This window comes from Streptomyces sp. NPDC043726 (genome assembly GCF_056436565.1).
Map to the genome: position 1 here is coordinate 930,824 of NZ_JBWKCI010000001.1, position 20,567 is coordinate 951,390.

Annotated in this window: 23 protein-coding genes; 7 read left to right on the forward strand and 16 right to left on the reverse strand. The window is 71.0% G+C overall.

Translation table 11 applies throughout. The features are described from left to right. The first annotated feature begins 39 nt into the window (after window positions 1–39). Together AC068Z_RS04315 and AC068Z_RS04320 are read left to right on the forward strand one after the other, a co-directional pair. Window positions 40–729, forward strand: a complete 690-nt coding sequence (locus AC068Z_RS04315) for an AzlC family ABC transporter permease (protein WP_478552093.1) — start codon at window positions 40–42, stop codon at window positions 727–729. Continuing rightward, window positions 726–1,040 carry an AzlD domain-containing protein gene (locus tag AC068Z_RS04320; RefSeq protein WP_478552095.1) on the forward strand — a complete coding sequence of 105 codons (315 nt, stop codon included), beginning with the start codon at window positions 726–728 and terminating at the stop codon, window positions 1,038–1,040. Before AC068Z_RS04315 ends, AC068Z_RS04320 begins: the two co-directional genes overlap by 4 nt. Before the next feature lie 11 nt (window positions 1,041–1,051). On the opposite strand, the gene kstD is transcribed toward AC068Z_RS04320, so the two are convergent. The 3 genes from kstD to AC068Z_RS04335 all read right to left on the reverse strand — a co-directional run bounded on the left by kstD (window position 1,052) and on the right by AC068Z_RS04335 (window position 6,388). Then, a complete protein-coding gene (kstD, locus tag AC068Z_RS04325; RefSeq protein ID WP_478552096.1) occupies window positions 1,052–2,818 on the reverse strand; it encodes a 3-oxosteroid 1-dehydrogenase in 1,767 nt (588 codons plus the stop codon). Between the two features lie 170 nt (window positions 2,819–2,988). Beyond that, window positions 2,989–4,362: an FG-GAP-like repeat-containing protein gene (locus tag AC068Z_RS04330; RefSeq protein WP_478552097.1), complete on the reverse strand. Its 1,374-nt coding sequence runs from the start codon at window positions 4,360–4,362 to the stop codon at window positions 2,989–2,991. 97 nt (window positions 4,363–4,459) lie between these two features. Next, the gene (locus tag AC068Z_RS04335; RefSeq protein ID WP_478552098.1) at window positions 4,460–6,388 is read right to left on the reverse strand and encodes an AMP-dependent synthetase/ligase; all 1,929 of its coding nucleotides are present in this window, start codon (window positions 6,386–6,388) and stop codon (window positions 4,460–4,462) included. A gap of 247 nt (window positions 6,389–6,635) precedes the next feature. Between AC068Z_RS04335 and AC068Z_RS04340 the strand changes: the two genes are divergently transcribed. Next, window positions 6,636–7,406, forward strand: a complete 771-nt coding sequence (locus AC068Z_RS04340) for a MaoC family dehydratase (protein ID WP_478552099.1) — start codon at window positions 6,636–6,638, stop codon at window positions 7,404–7,406. A 28-nt stretch (window positions 7,407–7,434) separates the two neighbouring features. Here AC068Z_RS04340 and AC068Z_RS04345 read toward each other — a convergent pair whose 3' ends face one another. From AC068Z_RS04345 to AC068Z_RS04385, 9 genes are all read right to left on the reverse strand, one after another. Then, a complete protein-coding gene (locus tag AC068Z_RS04345) occupies window positions 7,435–8,079 on the reverse strand; it encodes a TetR/AcrR family transcriptional regulator (protein ID WP_478552101.1) in 645 nt (214 codons plus the stop codon). A 10-nt stretch (window positions 8,080–8,089) separates the two neighbouring features. Then, window positions 8,090–8,389, reverse strand: a complete 300-nt coding sequence (locus AC068Z_RS04350; protein WP_478552103.1) for a DUF4229 domain-containing protein — start codon at window positions 8,387–8,389, stop codon at window positions 8,090–8,092. Between the two features lie 86 nt (window positions 8,390–8,475). Beyond that, window positions 8,476–9,000, reverse strand: coding sequence for an N-acetyltransferase family protein (locus tag AC068Z_RS04355; protein WP_478552105.1), 525 nt, complete (start codon window positions 8,998–9,000; stop codon window positions 8,476–8,478). 16 nt (window positions 9,001–9,016) lie between these two features. Continuing rightward, window positions 9,017–9,664 carry a UdgX family uracil-DNA binding protein gene (locus AC068Z_RS04360; protein WP_478552107.1) on the reverse strand — a complete coding sequence of 216 codons (648 nt, stop codon included), beginning with the start codon at window positions 9,662–9,664 and terminating at the stop codon, window positions 9,017–9,019. 36 nt (window positions 9,665–9,700) lie between these two features. Next, on the reverse strand, window positions 9,701–10,864 hold the full coding sequence (mqnE, locus tag AC068Z_RS04365) for an aminofutalosine synthase MqnE (RefSeq protein WP_478552109.1): 1,164 nt from the start codon (window positions 10,862–10,864) through the stop codon (window positions 9,701–9,703). A gap of 82 nt (window positions 10,865–10,946) precedes the next feature. Continuing rightward, entirely contained in the window at window positions 10,947–11,402 is a 456-nt protein-coding gene (locus AC068Z_RS04370; RefSeq protein WP_478552111.1) for an Lrp/AsnC family transcriptional regulator, read from the reverse strand. Between the two features lie 72 nt (window positions 11,403–11,474). After that, entirely contained in the window at window positions 11,475–12,122 is a 648-nt protein-coding gene (locus AC068Z_RS04375; RefSeq protein ID WP_478552113.1) for a UbiX family flavin prenyltransferase, read from the reverse strand. A gap of 56 nt (window positions 12,123–12,178) precedes the next feature. Next, window positions 12,179–13,081 carry a menaquinone biosynthesis prenyltransferase MqnP gene (gene mqnP, locus AC068Z_RS04380; RefSeq protein ID WP_478552115.1) on the reverse strand — a complete coding sequence of 301 codons (903 nt, stop codon included), beginning with the start codon at window positions 13,079–13,081 and terminating at the stop codon, window positions 12,179–12,181. Further along, window positions 13,078–14,529 (reverse strand): menaquinone biosynthesis decarboxylase, encoded by a 1,452-nt coding sequence (locus tag AC068Z_RS04385; protein ID WP_478552117.1) that lies wholly within the window; start codon window positions 14,527–14,529, stop codon window positions 13,078–13,080. The genes mqnP and AC068Z_RS04385 overlap by 4 nt, the downstream gene beginning before the upstream one ends. 87 nt (window positions 14,530–14,616) lie before the next feature. Here AC068Z_RS04385 and AC068Z_RS04390 point away from each other — a divergent pair, with 87 nt between their 5' ends. Beyond that, window positions 14,617–14,922 (forward strand): PLD nuclease N-terminal domain-containing protein, encoded by a 306-nt coding sequence (locus AC068Z_RS04390; protein ID WP_478552119.1) that lies wholly within the window; start codon window positions 14,617–14,619, stop codon window positions 14,920–14,922. Between the two features lies 1 nt (window position 14,923). Further along, window positions 14,924–15,796 (forward strand): LysR family transcriptional regulator, encoded by an 873-nt coding sequence (locus AC068Z_RS04395; protein WP_478552121.1) that lies wholly within the window; start codon window positions 14,924–14,926, stop codon window positions 15,794–15,796. Here the strand turns inward: AC068Z_RS04395 and AC068Z_RS04400 are convergent. The 3 genes from AC068Z_RS04400 to AC068Z_RS04410 all read right to left on the reverse strand — a co-directional run bounded on the left by AC068Z_RS04400 (window position 15,693) and on the right by AC068Z_RS04410 (window position 17,987). Then, on the reverse strand, window positions 15,693–16,640 hold the full coding sequence (locus AC068Z_RS04400; RefSeq protein ID WP_478552123.1) for a DMT family transporter: 948 nt from the start codon (window positions 16,638–16,640) through the stop codon (window positions 15,693–15,695). The genes AC068Z_RS04395 and AC068Z_RS04400 overlap by 104 nt on opposite strands. 95 nt (window positions 16,641–16,735) lie before the next feature. Continuing rightward, window positions 16,736–17,617 (reverse strand): DUF6281 family protein, encoded by an 882-nt coding sequence (locus AC068Z_RS04405; RefSeq protein WP_478552125.1) that lies wholly within the window; start codon window positions 17,615–17,617, stop codon window positions 16,736–16,738. A 70-nt stretch (window positions 17,618–17,687) separates the two neighbouring features. Continuing rightward, on the reverse strand, window positions 17,688–17,987 hold the full coding sequence (locus tag AC068Z_RS04410) for an SCO0607 family lipoprotein (RefSeq protein ID WP_478552126.1): 300 nt from the start codon (window positions 17,985–17,987) through the stop codon (window positions 17,688–17,690). A 144-nt stretch (window positions 17,988–18,131) separates the two neighbouring features. On the opposite strand from AC068Z_RS04410, the gene AC068Z_RS04415 reads away from it, so the two are divergent. Beyond that, window positions 18,132–18,581 (forward strand): nucleoside deaminase, encoded by a 450-nt coding sequence (locus AC068Z_RS04415; protein ID WP_478552127.1) that lies wholly within the window; start codon window positions 18,132–18,134, stop codon window positions 18,579–18,581. Beyond that, entirely contained in the window at window positions 18,562–19,548 is a 987-nt protein-coding gene (locus AC068Z_RS04420) for an isopenicillin N synthase family dioxygenase (RefSeq protein WP_478552129.1), read from the forward strand. Before AC068Z_RS04415 ends, AC068Z_RS04420 begins: the two co-directional genes overlap by 20 nt. Window positions 19,549–19,565: 17 nt before the next feature. On the opposite strand, the gene AC068Z_RS04425 is transcribed toward AC068Z_RS04420, so the two are convergent. Further along, window positions 19,566–20,564, reverse strand: coding sequence for a hypothetical protein (locus AC068Z_RS04425; protein ID WP_478552130.1), 999 nt, complete (start codon window positions 20,562–20,564; stop codon window positions 19,566–19,568). Window positions 20,565–20,567 lie beyond the last annotated feature (3 nt).

Here is a 20,567-nt window from a genome sequence, read left to right on the forward strand (position 1 = left end):
CCTTGACGAACGCGAGGCCATCTGTCCATTGTAGAGAACATGCGTACGGCAGAGCGAACAGTGAGAGTTCCCCGAGAGCTGGTCCGGGACGCCTCTCTCGTGTGGGTCGCGAGCGGGGTCGTCGGTGTCTCGTTCGGGGCGATCGCGGTGGCGGGCGGCCTCCCGCTGTGGGTGCCGGTGGTGATGTCGCTGCTGGTCTACGCGGGATCGGCGCAGTTCAGCGCGGTGGGGGTGCTGCTGGCCGGGGGCGGGCCGCTGGCCGCCGCGGCGACCGGCCTCCTGCTGAACACCCGTACGGCGGCCTTCAGCCTCGCGGTCGCCGACGTCCTCGGCGGCCGGGGCCGGCTGTCCCGCTTCGTCGGGGCGCACCTCGTCACGGACGAGACGGTCGCCTTCGCGCTCGCTCAGTCGGATCCGGGGCGGCGGCGGACGGCGTTCTGGGTCTCCGGGGTCGGTCTCTTCGTGGTGTGGAACGTCGGGGTGCTGGCGGGGGCGCTGGCCGGGACGGCCCTTGGGGACACGGCGGTGTACGGACTGGACGCGGCGTTTCCGGCGGTGCTGGTCGCGCTGGTGCTGCCGACCCTGCGGGCGGACGCGGCGGTGCGGCGGTGTGCGGTGGCGGGGGCCGCGGTGGCTCTCGCGTCGGCGTCGGTGGTTCCGGCTGGAGTACCGGTGCTGCTGGCGCTGCTGGGACTGTTCCTCTACGGCCGTAAAGGGGGCGGAGCGTGAGCGCGACCGTGGCTCTGATCCTCGCGCTGGCGGTGGGGACGTACGCCTTTCGGCTGGTGGGGCCTGTGCTGCACGGCCGGGTCGTGCTGCCCGACCGGGTACGGGAACTGCTGTCGGCGGGTGCGGTGGTGCTGCTGGCCGCGCTGCTGGCCACAGGGGCACTGACGGAGGCCGGACACTTCGCGGGCTGGGCCCGTCCGGCGGGGGTGCTGGCGGGCGGCGTACTGGCGTGGCGCCGGGCCCCGTTCGTGGTCGTGGTGCTGGGCGCGGCGGGCGTCGCGGCGGGGTTGCGGTGGCTGGGGGTGCCGTGACGTCGGCGGGTTCAGAGCGTTCCCGCGATGTGCTTCGCCGCGATGTGGCCGAACGTCATCGCCGGGCCGATGGTGGAGCCCGCGCCGGCGTAGCTGTGGCCCATGACCGCCGCGCTGGCGTTGCCCGCGGCGTACAGGCCTGGGAGCACGGTGCCGTCGGGGCGTAGGACCTGGGCTTCGGGGGTGGTGCGCAGGCCGCCCTTCGTGCCGAGGTCGCCGGGGACGATGCGGAAGGCGTGGTACGGGGGCAGCCAGAGGGGGGCCAGGCAGGAGTTCGGGGTGATCGCCGGATCCGTGTAGTAGTGGTCGTACGCGCTGTCGCCCCGGTGGTGGTCGGTGTCCCTGCCCTGTCGCGCCATCGTGTTGAAGCGGTCCACCGTGGTGCGCAGGGCCCCGGCGGGCACGCCGATCGACCGTGCCAGGGCGTCCCACGTCCAGGCCTTGTGGGCAGCGCCCGAGCTGTACCAGGAGTCCGGGAAGGGGAGCGTGGGGGCCACGTCCCGGAAGAGGTAGCGGTTGCGGTAGTTCTGGTCGACGATCAGCCAGGACGGGATCGCGGGGTTCGTCGGATTCTGGTCGTACATCGTGTGGACGACGTCGCTGTACGGCGCCGCCTCGTTCACGAAGCGGGCCCCCGCCGCGTTGACCAACAGCCCCCCGGGCAGCGTGCGTTCGGCCAGACAGAAGTACGGCCCGCCCGGGAGCGGGATCGCCGGCCCCCACCAGGCGTCGTCCATCAGATCCAGCGCACCGCCCGCCCGCTCACCCGCGCGGATCCCGTCCCCGGTGTTCTCCTTCGCCCCGACCGTCCACTCCGTGCCGATCGGCTGGCGCTGGTACTGCGCGCGCATGGCCGCGTTGTGCTCGAACCCGCCCGAGCCGATGATCACGCCCCTGCGGGCCCGGACGAGGGCCGGCTCGGAGCCTTCGCGCGCGACCACCGCGCCGGAGACGACGCCGTTCTCGATGTGCAGGTCGGTGAGGGGGGTGCGGAGCCAGACCGGAACCCCCGCGGAGGCCAGCCCCGCGCGCAGGCCCGCCGCCAGGGACTGGCCCATGGTGAGCGGCCTCTGCCCCAGCAGGGCGGCCTTCGTGCCGCGCGCCAGACAGGTGGCGGCCACGGCGGCGCCCTTCGCGCTCACGGCGGCCAGGGCGAGCCACTTGTAGTCGGCGCTGAAGACCACTATGCCGGCCGGGACGTCCATGTACGGCGGGTTCAGGCGCGCCAGTTCGGCGCCGAGGAGGTTGCCGTCGAGCTGGTCGGGTTCGATGGAGCGGCCGTTGGGGAGACCGCCGGGGAGTTCGGGGTAGTAGTCGCTGTACCCCTCCATCCAGCGGAAGCGGAGCGGGCTGTGCGCCATGACGAACGACAGCATGGCCGGGCCGTGGGCGAGGAAGGCCCGCTGGCGGTCGAGGGAGACGTCGGGGCCGACGACCGCGGCGAGGTAGGCGGCCGCCTTGGCCGGGGTGTCGGGGACTCCCGCGGCGAGGACGACGGAGTTGTTGGGGATCCAGATCCCGGCACCGGAGCGGGCGGCCGAGCCGCCAAACGTGCCGGCCTTCTCCAGGACCACACAGCTCAGGCCCTGGCGGGCGGCGGTCAGCGCGGCGGTCATACCCGCGGCACCGGCGCCGACGACCACGACGTCGTAGGTGCCGAGGAGGGGTAAGTCGGCGGCGGTCGCGGGGCGGTGGGCGAGGGCGAGGCCCGCCGCCGCGGTGGCGGTGGTCGCGAGGACCCGTCTGCGGCTCGGAGAAGGGGTGGTAGGCGTGGTCATGGCTCGGCGCTCCAGCATCCCGGGAAACTCTGACGGAGTGTCAGGATCGCGAATGTGGCGCGACGGTCTTGTGAAGTCAAGCGGCATGCCGAGCACCGGGGTCGGGCCGGTGCGCGTGCCGGACAGCTACGGACGGGCAGGTGCGCCTGCCCGTCCGCACCCCCGCCCGGCTACTGCGGGAACGACGCCACCACGTTCACTTCCTTCGCTCCCGTGCCCGTGATGCCGGAGCCCGTGCCCGGCAGCAGTACCGCCGGGCTGTAGTGGTCGCCGGACACGAGCAGGTCCTTGCGCCCGTCCCGGTTGACGTCACGGACGCGCACCAGCTGGCCGAAGCTGCCGTACTGGGTCGGGCTGCCGGGGACACCGGCCGTAGCGCGCGTGAACCACTGGGAGTTCGTGCCGGTGAGGCCCGACTTGCCGCCGCGCAGGACGTGCACCCCGCCCGCGTCGTCCTGCGAGCCGACCACCTCGTAGGGGACGCCGACCGCCAGGTCCGGGTAGCCGTCGCCGTTGGTGTCGCCGGCGGAGAGGCTGGTGCCGAAGTAGTCGCGCGCCGTGGCACCCGTGGCCACGCCCGAGGTCGACTGGGTGATGCGGTACTTCGTGCCGGGACCGGTGCTGCCGCCGCGCCAGACGACCACCGAGCCGGCGTTGCCGCCGTACCGGGTGTCACCGACCGCCAGGTCGCCGTAGCCGTCCTTGTTGAAGTCGGCGACCACGCCGGTGGGGCTGTAGTCAGGGGCCGAGCTGTTGTAGACGGTGATCGCGCCGGGCTTGATCGTGGAGCCGCCCCGGATGAACCACGCGTCCTGGGTCATCTTGTCGTTGTGGTAGCCCTGGCCCAGCAGGAAGAGGTCGGTCGCGCCGTCGTTCGTCACCCTGCCCGCCACCAGGCCGGCCGGTTCCAGGAGGGCGTTCGGCACGTGCTTGGTCACCGTGCCCGTCGTACCGGACTTGGAGAAGCCGCCGCGGTAGATCCGTACCGCCTCGATGCCGTCCGCGACCGCCAGGTCGGCCTTGCCGTCACCGTTGAAGTCGCCGGTCTCGATCTGCTTGCCGAAGCCCCGGTGGGAACTGGGCGTGATCTTCAGGCGGACGGCGCTCGTGCCGGTGAGGCCGGACGACGAGCCCCACAGGATGGTGACCGCGCCGGAGCTGACCTTGCCGTCGACCTTCTCGGTGAAGTCGGCGACCGCGAGGTCCGCGTAGCCGTCGCGGTTGTAGTCGGCGGGGGCGAGGTCCTCGCCGAACGCGTCGGCGTAGCCGTTCGCGTCACCGGCCGTGCCCGGGACGCCCGCTGTGGCCTGCGTGAAGGTCTTGCTGGTGGTGCCGGGACCGGTGGCCGTGCCGTAGGTGACGGTGAACTGACCGCCCAGCCCGGCACTGGCGTAGTCCCGGTACCCGTCGCCGTTGAAGTCGTCCGCGTACTTCGCCGGGGTGGCCGCGGTCGCCGTGCTCACCGAGAGGGTGAGCAGTCCGCCCGTGAGGGCGGCGGCCGTCGCCGTGGCGATCACCAGGCGAGCGGTGCTGCGCTTGAACATGGGTCTCCTGCGCTGATCAAGAGTTGGCGACGAGGAGACTCACGGCACCTGTTGATGGTTGTACGTCCCGGAGTCCCGAAGTCCCGGAGTCCCGGAATCAGCGCGCGTACAACTCCTCGATCTCCTCCGCGAAGTCCCGCATGACCTGCTCTCGCCGGAGCTTCATCGACGGCGTGAGGTGACCCGCCGTCTCCGTGAAGTCGTACGGGAGGATCCGGAAGCGCCGGATCGACTCGGGGCGGGAGACCAGCTTGTTCGCCTCGTCCACCGCGCGCTGGACGATGGCCCGCAACTCCTCGTCGTCCAGCAGGAGTTCCGCCGGTACCGGGTGGCGGCCGTTCATCCGGCGCCAGTGGGAGACGCCGTCCATGTCGAGGGTGATCAGGGCGGAGACGTAGGGGCGCCGGTCGCCGAGCACCATGGCCTGGGAGATCAGGGGGTGGGAGCGGAGCCAGTTCTCCAGCGGGGCCGGGGCCACGCTCTTGCCGCCCGCCGTGATCAGCAGTTCCTTCTTGCGGCCGGTGATGGTCAGATAGCCCTCGTCGTCCAGTTCGCCGATGTCGCCCGTGGCCAGCCAGCCGTCCACCGCCGCCGGGACCACTCCTCCGGCCGCCGGGTCCCAGTAGCCGCGCAGCACCTGCTCGCCGGAGATCAGGATCTCGCCGTCCGCCGCGATCCGGACCCGGGTGCCGGGCAGCGGCCAGCCGACCGTGCCCAGCCGGGGTTTGAGGGGCGGGGTGACGGTGGCGGCCGCCGTGGTCTCGGTCAGGCCGTAGCCCTCGTAGATCTCGATGCCCGCGCCCGCGTAGAAGGCCGCTAGTCGGCGGCCGAGCGGGGAGCCGCCGCAGATCGCGTGGCGGACCCGGCCGCCCATGGCGTTGCGGATACGGCGGTAGACGAGCGGGTCGTAGAAGGTGCGCGCCATGGTCAGGGCGCGGCCGGGTCCCTTCCCGGTGCCGTGCTGCTTGGCCTCCGTGGCCTCGCCGTAGCGCCCCGCGATCGCCGCGGCCCGGTCGAACATGGTCAGCCGGCCGCCCTCCTCCGCCTTGGCGCGCGCGGAGTTGTAGACCTTCTCCAGCATGTACGGGATGGCCAGCAGACAGGTCGGGCGGAAGGCGGCCAGGTCCGCCATGAGGTCCTCGGCGTCGAGGCTGGGCGCGTGGCCGAGGCGGACCCGGGCGCGGACGCAGGCCACCGCCACCATGCGGCCGAAGACATGGGACATGGGGAGGAACAGGAGGACCGAGTCCTCCTCGCTCGATCTGGACTTGAAGACGGGGTAGAGGAGTTCGATGGCGTTGTCGACCTCGGCGAAGAAGTTGCCGTGGGTCAGCGCGCAGCCCTTGGGGCGGCCGGTGGTGCCCGAGGTGTAGATGAGCGTGGCGAGGGTGCTCGGGCCGAGCATGCCCCGGCGGACGTCGACCTCCTGGTCGGGTATCTGCGCTCCGGCCTCCCCGAGCCGCTCCACATGGCCCTTCTCCATGACCCACAGGTGCTGGAGGTCGGGGATGCGTTCGCGCTCCGGGCCGAGGGCGGCGGCCTGTGCGACGGTCTCGGTGACCAGGGCGACGGCGCCGGAGTCCTGGAGGATCCAGCGGGTCTGGAAGACGGAGGAGGTCGGGTAGACCGGGACGGTCACCAGGCCCGCGGCCCAGGCGGCGAAGTCGAGGAGCGTCCACTCGTACGTCGTCCGCGCCATGACCGCGATCCGGTCGCCCGGCATCAGGCCCTCGGCGATCAGCCCCTTGGCCACGGCGTGCACCTGCTCGGCGAACTCCGTCGCCGTCACGTCCGTCCAGCCGCCCTGTTCCGTCTTCCGGCTGAGCAGCACCTTGTCCGGTACGGAGACGGCGGTGTCGAACGGCAGGTCGCCCAGTGAGCCGTGCGAGACGGGCGGTGCGAAGGGCGGTACGTAGGCCTCCCGGACGACACCGTCAAGACGCCGGGTCTCGGGCTCCACGAGGGTGGGCGCGGGAGCGTCGTCGAAGGCGGCGGACGCGGCGAAGGAAGGCAGAGGCGTGGACACGGGCGGCTCCTGGCACGGCGTTCACGGACGGCTCCCCGTGTGCGGAAAATGGGGTTACCGCCGGTTAGACAGGGGATCGTACGGGGCTGACGTGTGGGGGCTGTGCTGGTTCGGGGAGGGATGGGGGGCGGGGCTGTGCAACCTCGGGGGTTACGTGAGGGTCACTCAGCTCTGTGCCGTACTCATCTCCTTACCTCCGGTAACCTTACTCCGGAGTAAGCAACTGGAGGAGTAGGGAGACGCCCCCATGACGGTCCTGGCCCTCAGAAGTCCCCGCCCCGACGCGGACTTTCCCCGCACCCCGCTGGTCCGCCCCTCCGTCCGTGTCGACCTGGCCCGGCTCTCCGCCTACGAGCGCGTGTGCGGGTTCCCGACCGGGGAGGACGCGCTGCCGGTGACGTACCCGCATGTGCTGGGGTTTCCGCTCGCGCTGCGCCTGATGGCCGGACGGGACTTCCCCCTGCCACTGCTCGGCCTGGTGCACACCTCGATCGACATCACGGGACATACGCGGCTGCCGGCGACCGGCGTCTACGAACTCTCCGTGCGCGTCGACGGGTTGGCCCCGCACCGGCGCGGGACGGAGGCGGGGGTCGTGACGGAGGTCAGGGCCGGGGAGACCGTCGTATGGGAGTCGCGCAGCACCTATCTCGCCCGGCACCGGACGGACGGGCGGGGCGCCCCCAGGCGGGAGCCGCCTCCCCTGCCCGCCGTCGCCGAGTGGCGGCTGGGCGGCGACATCGGACGGCGGTACGCGGCCGTGTCCGGGGACCGCAACCCGATCCACCTCCACCCGCTCACCGCGCGCCCGTTCGGCTTCCCGAGGGCCATCGCACACGGGATGTGGACGGTGGCCCGCTGCCTGGCGGCGTACGGGGTCCCTCCGACAGGCCGGGTCACGGCGGAGTTCCGGGCACCGGTACTGCTGCCGGGGACGGTGACGTACGGCGCCGGGCCGGGGCGGTTCGAACTGCGGGGCGGCGACGGGCGGGTGCACCTGACGGGGGCGGTCGGCTGACCGGCGAGGGTCGTCGGGTGCGGGCCGGTCAGTCTGCGGGCGGCACCCAGGGGCGGCCGTCCATCATGTTGCCCAGACCCGCCCAGGCGAAGTTCATCAGGGTCGCCGCGGCCTGGCGGGCGGTGACGCCGGGGGTGGCGTTGGCCCAGTCGGCGAGCGACTCGGCGGCGCCGACCAGGGCCTCGGCGAGGCCCGCCACCTCGTGCTCGGGGAGGTCCGGGTCACGGTGGGCGGCGCGGGCGGCGGTGAGGATCAGCTGGGTGACGAACGCGACGATCTCCGCGCGCATCGCGGTCACCTCGGCGGCGAACACCTCGCCGTGGGTGCGGGCTTGGAGATGCAGCACGGCCCAGCCGTCCGGGTGCCGCGCGGTGTGCGTGAAGAACGCCCGCAGGCCGTCCCAGAGTTGGCGGTCGGCGGGCGCGCCGGTGTCGACGCCGGTCCGTACGGCGGCGGTCAGCGCACGCGCCTCGCGGCGGATGCAGGCGGTGAAGAGGTCGTCCTTGGAGTTCAGGTACAGGTAGACCAACGGCTTGGAGACACCGGCGAGTTCGGCGATCTCGTCCATCGAGGCGGCCATGTACCCGCGCCGCCCGAAGGTCCGTACGGCGGCGTCCAGCATCTGCTGTTCCCGGACCGCACGCGGCATCCGCTTGGTCTTGACTGCACCCATGGGGGCAAGACTAGGACGTCTGCCCCTGCGCCCGTGCCGTGTCGTCGGCGACGTCCTCCTGGCTGCGGTTGGCCTCGAGGTTGGCCTTCACGCTGTCGACCTTGCGGACGATCTGCTCGGAGGCGCGGTCCCGCTCCTTGCGCAGGACGACGAAGCTGATCGGGGCGGAGATCAGCAGGGCGAGCAGGACGACCCACATGCCGTTGGAGTCGCCGAGGCCGCGCGGGGCGAGACCGGAGTAGACGAGGCCCCAGACGACCACGAGGCAGCCCACGAAGATCCCGAGGCGCATCAGCGTGTAGCGGAGCATCTCAATCCACTCTTCCGATTCCGACAATTCCAGTAAGGAGCGACATCCAGTGAAGCACGTGCACCGCGCGATCTTGGGGGCGGGGCTCAGTCGAGCGGCAGCAGCATGATCACGTCGTCGCGGTGGTCGTCCGGGGCGACCCGGATGGCCTCCGGTATCCGGCCGACCTCCTTGTAGCCGCAGGTGCCGTAGAACCGCTCCAGGCCCTGGCCGCCGCGGCAGGTGAGCCGTATCGCCCGGATGCCGTCGAAGCCGCGGGCGGCCTGCTCGGCGGCGGCCAGCAGGTCCCGTCCGTACCCCTTGCCCTGATGCCGCGGATGCACCATCACCGTGTACAGCCACACCCAGTGGGTCATGAGCCGGTGCGTGTTGAAGGAGAAGAAGGCGGTGGCGGCGACCTGCCCGTCCGCGTCCCGCCCGACGAGCAGCCGGGTCCGCCCCTCGGCCATCGCCACGAAGTGCTTGACCAGCTCGGGCCGGATCACGTCCCGCGTCACGGGCGGCACGAAGCCGACGGAGCCACCGGCGTTGGAGACCTCCGCCCACAGATCGAGGACACCGTCACGCAGGGTGGGGTCGATGGCGGGGTCGAGCGTGAAAGTAAGGGACACACATGCATGGTAACCATTACCTCAGCGCTCGCGCCGCCACTTCCAGATCCGAGACCAGCCCCTGGTAGGCGGCCTCACGATCGTCGGAACGCAGAACGGAGGACGGATGAACAGTGGCCACCAGCCGCTCGGGCCGCCCGTGGATCTCCTCCTCCAGCACGGTCCCCCGCACCTGGGTGACCCGGAACGACGACCCGAGCAGCGCCTTCCCGGCGGTGGCCCCGAGTACGACGATCAACTCGGGTTCGACCAGAGCGAGCTCCCGCGCGAGCCAGGGCCCACAGGCGGACATCTCCCGCAGCGTCGGCGCCTTGTGGATACGCCGCTTCCGGGGCTCGGCGCGGGTGAACTTGAAATGCTTGACCGCGTTGGTCACATAGGTGTCGTCGGGGTCGATCCCGGCCTCGGCGAGCGCCCGGTCGAGCAGCTTCCCGGCGGGCCCGACGAAGGGCTTCCCCTGCCGGTCCTCCTGATCGCCGGGTTGCTCACCGACGAGCATGACGGCGGCGTGCGCGTTCCCGGCACCGAAGACGGTCTGCGTGGCGGCCGCGTGGAGCGGGCACCCTCGACACTCGGCGGCGGCCCGCCGGAGGGCGGGAAGACCACCGCTCTCCGGCAGAAAGGGGTCCGCGGTGTAGCGGTCCTCGGGCGCCTTGCTGATCACGCGCCCCGAGTACCCACCTCAGAGGTGCGGGACCCCTCACACGCGCATGGGCTGAGGAGACTCCCGCCGCGAGGGATCGGGCCCCTCGAACTCCCGGATGATCTCGTACCGGGTGTTCCGCTCCACCGGGCGGAAGCCCGCGTCCCGGATCAGGTCCAGCAGATCGTCCCGCGTCAGTTTGTTCGGCGTGCCGTAGTTGTCCGCGTCGTGGGTGATCTTGTACTCGACCACCGAGCCGTCCATGTCGTCGGCGCCGTGCTGAAGGGCCAGCTGGGCCGTCTGGACGCCGTGCATGACCCAGAAGACCTTGACGTGCGGGACGTTGTCGAAGAGCAGCCGGGACACCGCGAAGGTCTTCAGCGCCTCCGCGCCCGTCGCCATCTGCGTCCGCGCCTGCAGCCGGTTGCGGACCTTGCCGTCCTTCATGTCCACGAAGTCGTGCTGGTAGCGCAGCGGGATGAAGACCTGGAAGCCGCCGGTCTCGTCCTGGAGTTCGCGCAGCCGCAGCACGTGGTCCACGCGGTGGCGCGGCTCCTCGATGTGGCCGTACAGCATGGTGCTCGGGGTCTTCAGACCCTTCTCGTGCGCCAGGCGGTGGATGCGGGACCAGTCCTCCCAGTGCGTGCGGTGGTCCACGATGTGCTGGCGGACCTCCCAGTCGAAGATCTCCGCGCCACCGCCGGTCAGCGACTCCAGACCCGCGTCGATGAGCTCGTCGAGGATCTCCGACGCCGACAGCCCGGAGATCGTCTCGAAGTGGTGGATCTCCGTCGCCGTGAAGGCCTTCAGCGAGACGTCCGGCAGCGCCGCCTTCAGCTCCCGCAGCGACCGCGGGTAGTAGCGCCACGGCAGGTTCGGGTGCAGCCCGTTCACGATGTGCAGCTCGGTGAGGTTCTCGCTCTCCATCGCCTTGGCGAGCTTCACCGCCTCCTCGATGCGCATCGTGTAGGCGTCCTTCTCGCCCGGCTTGCGCTGGAACGAGCAGTAGGCGCAGGACGCCGTACAGACGTTGGTCATGTTGAGGTGGCGGTTGACGTTGAAGTGGACGACGTCGCCGTTCTTGCGCGTGCGCACCTCGTGGGCGAGCCCGCCGAGCCAGGCCAGGTCGTCCGACTCGTACAGCGCGATGCCGTCCTCGCGGGTCAGCCGCTCACCGGCCATGACCTTCTGCTCCAGCTCGCGCTTGAGCCCGACGTCCATGCGTACACCTCTCTCAGACCGACTGCGTCAAACCTACTCCCCCGCCCTTCGGGCGGGAGGTGCCCCCATGCGGCCCTCGGGCCTACACCTCTTCGGGCAGCTCACCCACCCGGTTCTCCCACTTCGTGGAGAGCACGATGGTGGTACGGGTCCGGGAGACGCCCTTCGTCCCGCTGAGCCGCCGGATGATCTTCTCCAGGCCGTCGACGTCGTTCGCCCGCACCTTGAGCATGAAGGAGTCGTCGCCGGCGATGAACCAGCAGTCCTCGATCTCCGGCAGGTCCTTCATGCGCCGGGCCACGTCCTCGTGGTCGGCCGCGTCGGAGAGCGAGATGCCGATCAGGGCGGTGACGCCGAGGCCGAGGGAGGCGGAGTCGACGGTGGCGCGGTACCCGGTGATGACCCCGGCCGCCTCCAGCCGGTTGATGCGGTCGGTGACACTGGGTCCCGACAGGCCGACGAGGCGCCCCAGCTCCGCGTAGGAGGCCCGGCCGTTCTCCCTCAGGGCCTGGATGAGCTGCCTGTCCACCGCGTCCATGCGATTCGAAGCCTTCCGCTGAAAAGTTCTGACGTTCCCGATGTGATGAGTACTGCTGGTCCCGCTTGATGCTCAGGTGGTGCGCGCGCCGCCGAGGTCGCCCTTCCAGCGGCGGTAGAGCCCGTGCTCCACACCCGCCGCGTCGAGGACGCGTCCGGCGACGAAGTCCACCAGGTCCTGGATGTGGGTGGCCCCGGCGTAGAAGGCGGGCGAGGCGGGTACGACGGTGGCGCCCGCGTCGTCGAGAGTGACCAGGTGCCGCAGCGTCTGTCCGTTCAAGGGGGTCTCCCGAACGGCGACGACCAGCTTGCGCCCCTCCTTGAGGGTCACGCTCGCGGACCGCTGCAGCAGGTCCTTGGACAGCCCGAGCGCCACGCCCGCGACACACGCGGTGGACGCCGGCACGATCAGCATGCCCTTGCTGGGATACGACCCCGAGGACGGCCCCGCCGCGAGGTCCCCGGCACTCCAGTGCCGTACGCCGTCGAGGTCCACGTCGAAGGTGTCCGGCTTGCCGTCGGCCCCCCGCGCCAGCCATTCGCGCAGGTCGGTCTCCCAATGGGCGTCGCGGAAGGAGATCCCGGTCTCGTCGAGCAGCGTGAGCCGGGAGGCCCGGCTCACGACCAGGTCGACGCTCTCCCCCGCCGCCAGCAGCGCCCGCAGCACAGCGGCCGCATACGGCGTCCCGGAAGCTCCGGACACCCCCACGATCCAAGGCACGCGCTGCGATTCTCCTGCGTTCACACCACTGAGCCTACCGGCGGGTCGCTCGGTCTTCAGACCGTCAGACCCCGGACCAGGAGATCGAGCAGCGCGCACACGAACAGGGCGATCCCGATGAAGCCGTTGACGCTGAAGAACGCCCTGTTCAGACGGGACAGGTCGGTGGGGCGGACGATCGAGTGCTCGTAGACGAAGGCGCTCGCGACGATCATCAGGCCGAGCCAGAAGAACGTGCCCGCGTCCGTCGCCACGGCGTACCAGACGAGGAGGGCCGTCGTCACGGCGTGGCACACCCGCGCGGCCCGGATGGCCGTCGGGATGCCGAAGCGGGCCGGTACCGACATCACGCCGATCTCGCGGTCCGTCTCCACGTCCTGGCAGGCGTAGATCAGATCGAAGCCGCCGATCCAGATGCCGACCGCGAGGCCCAGGAGCACCGCGTCCCACGACCAGCTGCCGGTGATCGCCAGCCAGCCGCCCACCGGGCCGATCGCCTGGGCCAGGCCCAGGATGGCCTGCGGGAAGTTCGTGAACCGCTTGCCGTAGGGGTAGACCACCATCGGGATCACCGCGACGGGGGCCAGGGCCAGGCACAGCGGGTTCAGCAGCGCCGCCGAGCCGAGGAAGATCACCACCGCGATCAGGGCGCCGGTCCAGGCGTGCTTGACCGACATCGCGCCGGTCACCAGCTCGCGCTGCGCCGTCCGGGGGTTGCGGGCGTCGATCTCGCGGTCGATGATCCGGTTCACCGCCATGGCGAAGGTGCGCAGACCCACCATGCAGATCGTGACCAGCAACAGCCGGCCCCAGTGGATGTTCTTGTCCCACTGGAACATCGCGGTGAGGGCCGCGATGTAGGCGAAGGGGAGCGCGAAGACCGAGTGCTCGATCATCACCAGCCGCAGGAACGCCTTGGTGCGTCCCGGCTGCGGCAGCGCTGCGGAAGCCGAGCTCACAGGCCGTACTCCTTCCAGCGGCGGTCGACCTTCGCCGCCGTCTCCGGGTCCGACTCCACCATGTCCGGCCAGCCGCCGTCGCGGGTGTAGCCCTCCTCTGGCCACTTCCTCGTCGCGTCGATGCCCGCCTTGCCGCCCCAGAACTGCTGGTAGGAGGCGTGGTCGAGGTGGTCGACGGGGCCCTCCACGACCGACAGGTCGCGGGCGTAGTCCGTGTTGCCGAGCGCCCGCCAGGCGACCTCGTGCAGGTCGTGGACGTCGCAGTCGGCGTCGACCACCACGATCAGCTTGGTCAGGGACATCATGTGGGCGCCCCAGACCGCGTGCATGACCTTCTGCGCGTGCTTGGGGTACTTCTTGTCGATCGAGACGATCGCGCAGTTGTGGAAGCCGCCCGCCTCGGGCAGGTGGTAGTCCACGATGTCCGGGATGATGATCTTCAGCAGCGGCAGGAAGAAGCGCTCGGTCGCGCGGCCCAGCGGGCCGTCCTCGGTCGGCGGCCGGCCCACCACGATCGACTGCAGCAGCGGACGCTTGCGCATCGTCACGCAGTCGATGGTCAGCGCGGGGAACGGTTCCTGCGGGGTGTAGAAGCCCGTGTGGTCGCCGAAGGGGCCTTCCGGCAGCATCTCGCCGGGCTCCAGCCAGCCCTCCAGGACGACCTCCGCCTGCGCCGGCACCTGGAGCGGGACGGTCTTGCAGTCGACCATCTCGATCCGCTTGCCCGCGATGAAGCCGGCGAACAGGTACTCGTCGATGTCGCCCGGAAGCGGGGCGGTGGAGGCGTACGTCACGGCCGGCGGGCAGCCGAAGGCGATGGCGACCGGCAGCCGCTCGCCCCTGCGCGCCGCGACCTGGTAGTGGTTCCGGCTGTCCTTGTGGATCTGCCAGTGCATCCCGATCGTGCGCTTGTCGTGCCGCTGGAGCCGGTACAGACCGAGGTTGCGGATCCCGGACTCGGGGTCCTTGGTGTGGGTCAGGCCCAGGTTGAAGAAGGAGCCGCCGTCCTTGGGCCAGGTGAACAGCGCCGGGAGCCGGTCCAGGTCGACGTCCTCGCCGCGCAGCACGACCTCGTGCACCGGGGCGTCCTTGACCTTCTTCGGCGGGACGTGGGCCATCGCGCCGAGCTTGCCGAAGGCCTCCCGGACCCCGACGAACCCGTGCGGCAGCTCGGGCTTGAGCAGCCCGCCGATCTTCTCGGAGATCTCGCCGTACGACTTCAGCCCCAAGGCCTTGAGCAGGCGGCGGTCCGTCCCGAAGACGTTCATCGCGAGGGGCATCGCGGAGCCCTTCACGTTCTCGAAGAGCAGTGCCGGGCCACCCGCCTTCTGCACCCGGTCGACGATCTCCCCGACCTCCAGATACGGATCGACCTCAGCCTTGACGCGCTTGAGGTCGCCTTCGCGTTCCAGTGCCCTGAGCAGGGAACGAAGATCGTCGTAAGCCATGGGGTCAAGTATCCCCGAGCGGCTACCCTGGCCCTGTACCTGGGGGCTGTGATCGCGGCCCCGACCACCATCTCGCGGGAGGGCCCCATGCTCCGGGTGCTGATGTTCCTGGTTCCACTGGCGCTGAGCATCTACGCGTTCATCGACTGCATCAGCACCAAGGACGAGGACGTCCGGCACATGCCCAAGCCGCTGTGGGCGATCCTCGTGCTGCTGTTCCCGCTCGTGGGCTCGCTCTCCTGGCTGATCGCGGGCAAGAAGCGGGCGCCGGCCGCGGAGGGGTGGTCGGGGGTACGGACGAACCGCTCCCGGCAGTGGGTCGCGCCCGACGACAACCCCGAGTTCCTGAAGTCCCTGGACGACGACGACAAGAACAAGCGGGACGAGCCCTGACATGGAGCTGCGGCTGCTCGTCACGTTCGAGAAGGTCGCGACCGTCCTGAGCTTCACCCGGGCGGCGGCCGAGCTGGCGTACGCGCAGTCCAGTGTGACCAGTCAGATCCGCGCCCTGGAAACCTCCCTCGGCACCGAGCTGTTCGACCGGCTCGGCGGCCGGATCCGGCTGACGGAGGCCGGTGAGCGGCTGCTGCCCTACGCCCGGCAGATCATCGAGCTGAGCGAGGAGGCGCGGGCGGCGGTGACGGCGGCGGAGGAGCCGACGGGCTCGCTGGTCGTCGGCACCATGGAGTCGCTGACCTCCTACCGGCTGCCCCCGCTCCTGGAGCTGTTCCACCACCGCTATCCGCGCATACGGCTGGCGCTGCGCACGACCATCGGCGCCGAGACCCAGGAGGCGCTGCGGCAGGGGACGTACGACCTCGGCTTCCTCATGGAGGAGGAGACCGGGCATCCCGGCCTGGAGAGCGAGGTGCTGGCGGTGGAGCCGCTGGCACTGGTCGCGGCCCGCCCGCTCGACGCGACGGCCACCGCCGACCTCGTACGGCATCCTCTGCTCGCCCTCGAACCGGGCTGCGCGTACCGGGACTTGTTCGAGCGGGAGCTGAAGTCGGTCTCCCCGACGGTGGAGTTCATGGAGTTCGGCACCATCGAGGCGACCAAACGAGCGGCGGCGGCCGGTCTCGGGATCGCTCTGCTGCCCGAGGTGACGGTCGCCGCCGAACTCGCGGAGGGGTCGTTGGTACGGCTGCCCTGGGAGCCGCCGTTCACGCTTCGGACGCAACTGGCGTGGCGGGCCGGGAAGCGGCTTCCGGCGCACGCCCGGCTGTTCCTGGAGCAGGCGCGGAAGCTGGTCGCCGAGCAAGGGTGACCTTCAGGCTCGCCGTCACGATCAGCGGGACGCCGAGCGCCTGGACGAGGCCGATGTGGTGGCCGTACACCATCCAGTCGACGACCATCGCGACCGCCGGGTAGACGAAGGCCAGTACGGCGATCTTCGCCGTGGGGAGCTGGGCGTAGGCGGCGTACATCAGGACGTACATCAGACCCGTGTGGATGAGCCCGAGGCCCACCAGCCAGCCCCAGTCGGCGCCCGTGCCGGCCATCGCGCCGAAGTCGGCGAAGGGGAGCAGGAGCGGGATGCCGACGAGGACCTGGACGAGGGCGATGAGGTGCGGGCGGACGCCGGTGATGCGCTTCGTGACCACGGTGGACAGGCCGTAGAGCAGGGCGGCCAGGAGAGCCTGGCCGACACCGGTCAGATACGCCCCACCGCCCGCGAAGTCTCCGGGCGTCACGCCGGACACGAGGATCAGCCCCGCGAAGGCGACGGCGATCCAGCCGGCCTTCGCCGCGGTCAGGCGCTCGCGGAACAGGAGCGCGCCGAGCAGGACGACGTAGAACGGCTGCGTGTGGTAGACGACCGTGGCCACGGAGATCGACGTGTTCTCGTACGACTGGAAGAGGAGGACCCAGTTGAGGACGATGAACACGCCGCCGAGGACGGCGAGTCCGAGGGTGCGCGGGGTGAAGCCGTGCTCGCGCAGCCAGCCCCGGGCGAGGATGTAGCCGCCGAGGGCGAGGGCGCCGAACAGGACGCGGAAGAAGACGACGTTGAAGGGCGAGGCGCCCGACTCGACGACGAAGACGCCGAGGGTGCCGGAGAGCACCATCGCGGTCGTCAGCTGGGCCGTGCCCTTGTTCTCTGAGGTCATGTCCAGGACGCTACGAGCCCTCTGACCTGCGGGTCCACGCGCCGCTGGGGCGTCCTGCCGATGGGCCCATCGGCGGCGTCGATGGGCCCAGGTCGTCAGTCCAGGTGGGCCTGCTCGACGTGCACGACCTTGATGTGCTCCGTCCCGAACGCGTCGTGGACGAGGGGTTCCGCGGTGCCGGGATCGTCGACTCCGACGTGCACCCAGCCCCGCTCGTCGACACCGACCTCCCGGAGCTGGAAAGTGCCGTCCCAGCGCTTCATGTCGTCAGTGATCCGCTCGGCGAGGGCGTCGAGGTCCTTCCGGTTGGCGTCGGTGTCGTGGATCCGCACGGTGACGCCCTTCTCGGCGCCGTCGCAGACGGCCTCGTCGAAGGCGGCGGAGGGGATGCGGTAGAGGTCGGCCGCGTTGTCGTCCTGGTCGACGGAGAGCCCCGTGAAGGAGTGCGTGTACCGCTTCGCTGCGAGGCGGTCGATGAGGTCGATGGTGCGATACAGGGGGGTGTCGTCCGGGTCGTCGCCGCGGCCTTCGCCGGTGTCGGACGCGCTGGGTGCGGGGCGGGTGCCGACGCACTCCTCCGTTGGCGACCGCCGCAACTTCGCCAGTTCGGGCGGCACTTCATCACCCGGGTCGGCGAGGTAGACGACGTCCTCCGGGGCGTCCGACACCGCGACGGCCACGTCGGGGTCCACGCCCTTGATCGCGTAAGCGGTGACACGGCGGGCCGACGATCCCTCGTCGCCGTCGTTCGGGGTGTCGTCGCAGGGCGGTTCGGTCGCGGTGCCGATCTTCTCGCCCCGCTCGTATTCGTAGGTGCCAGAGCCCGAGTAGCGCCGGCCGTCGAAGTCGATCACGGCGGCGCAGGACGCCGCCGCTTCCCCGGACGCGCCCCCGTCCTCGAGCGACCCGCAGCCGCCGACGCCCAGCACCACGACCGCCACCGCCACCGCCACCCCGGCCAGCCTCGCCGATTTCATCCGATCCCCCTCGTCGTCGCTTCCACGACTCCGACGCGGCGATCACCGGATTCGTTCGGTATTCGTTCGGTCAGGAGGCGTCGACGATTTTCCCGTTCTCGTCGAGGGTGTGGGTGCGCCAGTAGACGTCCCACTTGTCGTCGACGTGCTCCGGCACCTTGCCCTCGGGGTAGCGGGCGTAGCCCTCTCCGGGCTCCTCGCCGTCGGAGGCGCAGTCCGAGCCCGTGCCGTTCACCTGGAGGACGGGGTACTGGCCGCCGCCGCAGATGTTCTCCCGGTACTCCAGTCCGGCGCATCCGGTGAGCAGCACGGCCGCCGCCGCGCCCGCGAGGGCGGCACCGAGGATCTGGAGGCTGCGGGGCTTCTGCACGGTCGTCTCCTGTGGGTGAGGGGTGGTCCGACGTGGTTGACGTGTGGTCCGACGCCACCCACTCTCGCGGTGCCGGGCCGCCGGGACCTGAGCACGCGTACTCAGACGCAGTGGTTCACGTGCCTACGGGGGCAGAGTGGACGTATGGATCAGGCACAGGCACGCATCTGGCTCGGTACCGCCGTCGCGGAGGCCCGCGCCGGGCTCGCCGAGGGCGGGATCCCGATCGGGGCCGCGCTCTACGGCCCCGACGGCAACCTGCTCGGCCGCGGGCGCAACCGGCGCGTCCAGGACGGCGACCCCTCCCTGCACGCGGAGACGGCGGCGTTCCGCGCGGCGGGACGGCAGCGGTCGTATCGCGGTACGACGATGGTGACCACCCTCTCGCCCTGCTGGTACTGCTCCGGTCTGGTCCGGCAGTTCGGCATCTCGCGGGTCGTGATCGGCGAGGCCGTCACCTTCCACGGCGGACACGACTGGCTGGCCGAACACGGGGTGGAGGTGGTGCTGCTCGACGACGCCGAGTGCGCCGCCCTGATGCGTGACTTCATCGCGAAGAACCCGGCTCTGTGGAATGAGGACATCGGTGAGTGAGCCCCGGACCCCCCGTATCCCCACGATCGACCTGCGGCCCTGGCTGGACGGCGACCCGGCCGCCCGCGCCGGCATCGCCCGTACCGTCGACCAGGCCCTCCGGACCGCCGGGTTCCTGCTGGTCACCGGGCACGGCGTCGACCCCGCGCTGCGCTCCCGCATCCGGCGGGCGGCGCGGTCCTTCTTCCGGCTGCCCGCCGAGGCCAAGCAGCCCTACGCCGCGAAGGTCGGCGGGCGCGGCTGGCTGGGACCCGGCGCCGAGGCCAACGGCTACTCCGAGGGCACCGAGACCCCGCCCGACATGAAGGAGTCGCTGACCTTCGCCACGCACGAGCCCTTCGACGACCCGGTCGTCAACGCCGAGTGGTACGCGCCCAACGTGTGGCCGCGGGAAGTGCCCGAACTGCGCACGCTCTGCGAGGAGTACCTCGCGCGGATGGCCGAGCTGGAGAAGGAACTGCTCTCCCTCCTCGGAGAGGCCCTCGGGCTCGAACCGGACTTCTTCTCCCGGCACATGGACCATCCGACCTACGGCTTCAACATCAACTGGTATCCGGGCACCGAGGTCCTCGGGGCGCCCGCGCCGGGGCAGTTCCGGATCGGGCCGCACACCGACTTCGGGACGGTGACCATCCTGGACCGGCAGGCCGGGAAGGGCGGGCTGCAGGTCTGGACGGACGAGGGCGGGTGGCAGGACGCGCCCTTCGACCCGGCCGCGTTCACCATCAACATCGGTGATCTGATGGCCCGTTGGACCGGCGACCGGTGGCGCTCGGGGCGGCACCGGGTGCTGCCGCCGCCCGCGGACGCGCCGGCCGAGGAGCTGATGTCCCTGGTGTACTTCGGCGAGTGCACACCGGGGACGATCGTGGAGTCCGTGCCCGCGCCGGTCGGCCGGGTGGCGTACGAGCCCGTCGACTCCCATGTGTACCTGCGGGAGAAGCTGGACTCGATCACCGTCGACTGACGATCACCGTCGACCGGCTACTGCATGACCTGAAGGTGCGGGTGGTCGTAGGACTCGGGACAGAGGTAGATCTGCATCGTGTAGCCCCGGCCGATGTTGACCATCGTGGGTTCGTGGGACTGCGGATAGCTCGGGCGCCGGTCCTCCGGGGGCTCCTCCGCGGGGCACCAGCTGCCCGTGCCGCCGTCCCACTCGGAGCTGTCGACGGTCAGGAAGGGCCGCATGGGGCCGCCGCACTCGGCGCAGTCCATCGGCCAGGGGTCGCAGAAGCTCCAGTTGCCGTAGCCGCCGAGCTTCCAGCCGGGGGCCACGGCGAGGTCCGACTGGTAGTCGTACGGCCTGCCCTCCTCCCAGGCGTCGATGCGCCGGGCGAGATCGTCGTCGAGCTCATGGCGGGCCGGGTACTCGACGACCCCGGGCTCGGGGTGGAGCAGACAGGGCTCGGGAAGGTACCCGTCCTCGCTCACCACCGTCGGCCACTGCTCCTCGCGCACCTCCCCCACGTCGGCGGCCCGCCGCCAGCGCAACCGGACCCCGGGCATGCAGTCCTCACCGTGCTCGAAACTGCACCACAGCACCTGGAGGAGGTCGGTGCCCTCCGGGCGGGGCAGGGAGGGGACGTCACGGGCGTAGAGCTGGAGGACGGGCAGGAGGGGGACCTGGCCCTCCAGGGGTTTGCGTACGCCGGTGCAGCCGAGGCCGTTGACGAAGGCGCGCTCCTCGGGCGTGAGGAAGTCCGTCCCCTTGATCTGCGGGCGGGCCCAGCCCTCGGTCAGGATCCGGCGCTGTTCGCGCAGGTCGTTGGGGTCGTGGCCGAGCAGCCAGGGTCCGGTGTGCTCGGGGCAGGTGGGCCAGGGTTCGTCCGCCGGCCACAGCAGGGGCCCGCCGACCGAACTGTCCGCGACGGTGGGCGCCGCGGGGCGCGGGTGCAGACGGACGGTCGTGCGGGCGAGGGGCGCCAGCTCCGGGAAGACGGCGGCTATGTCGACCGGGCGGGGCGGGGTCGTGCGGGTCATGCG

Coding starts and splice junctions, on each gene's coding strand:
- AC068Z_RS04315 (WP_478552093.1), top strand. CDS start 40: ATGCGTACGGCAGAGCGAACAGTGAGAGTTCCCCGAGAGCTGGTCCGG.
- kstD (WP_478552096.1), bottom strand. CDS start 2,818: ATGACCACGCCTACCACCCCTTCTCCGAGCCGCAGACGGGTCCTCGCG.
- AC068Z_RS04330 (WP_478552097.1), bottom strand. CDS start 4,362: ATGTTCAAGCGCAGCACCGCTCGCCTGGTGATCGCCACGGCGACGGCC.
- AC068Z_RS04340 (WP_478552099.1), top strand. CDS start 6,636: ATGACGGTCCTGGCCCTCAGAAGTCCCCGCCCCGACGCGGACTTTCCC.
- AC068Z_RS04345 (WP_478552101.1), bottom strand. CDS start 8,079: ATGGGTGCAGTCAAGACCAAGCGGATGCCGCGTGCGGTCCGGGAACAG.
- AC068Z_RS04350 (WP_478552103.1), bottom strand. CDS start 8,389: ATGCTCCGCTACACGCTGATGCGCCTCGGGATCTTCGTGGGCTGCCTC.
- mqnE (WP_478552109.1), bottom strand. CDS start 10,864: ATGGACGTCGGGCTCAAGCGCGAGCTGGAGCAGAAGGTCATGGCCGGT.
- AC068Z_RS04370 (WP_478552111.1), bottom strand. CDS start 11,402: ATGGACGCGGTGGACAGGCAGCTCATCCAGGCCCTGAGGGAGAACGGC.
- AC068Z_RS04385 (WP_478552117.1), bottom strand. CDS start 14,529: ATGGCTTACGACGATCTTCGTTCCCTGCTCAGGGCACTGGAACGCGAA.
- AC068Z_RS04390 (WP_478552119.1), top strand. CDS start 14,617: ATGCTCCGGGTGCTGATGTTCCTGGTTCCACTGGCGCTGAGCATCTAC.
- AC068Z_RS04395 (WP_478552121.1), top strand. CDS start 14,924: ATGGAGCTGCGGCTGCTCGTCACGTTCGAGAAGGTCGCGACCGTCCTG.
- AC068Z_RS04400 (WP_478552123.1), bottom strand. CDS start 16,640: ATGACCTCAGAGAACAAGGGCACGGCCCAGCTGACGACCGCGATGGTG.
- AC068Z_RS04405 (WP_478552125.1), bottom strand. CDS start 17,617: ATGAAATCGGCGAGGCTGGCCGGGGTGGCGGTGGCGGTGGCGGTCGTG.
- AC068Z_RS04415 (WP_478552127.1), top strand. CDS start 18,132: ATGGATCAGGCACAGGCACGCATCTGGCTCGGTACCGCCGTCGCGGAG.
- AC068Z_RS04420 (WP_478552129.1), top strand. CDS start 18,562: ATGAGGACATCGGTGAGTGAGCCCCGGACCCCCCGTATCCCCACGATC.
- AC068Z_RS04425 (WP_478552130.1), bottom strand. CDS start 20,564: ATGACCCGCACGACCCCGCCCCGCCCGGTCGACATAGCCGCCGTCTTC.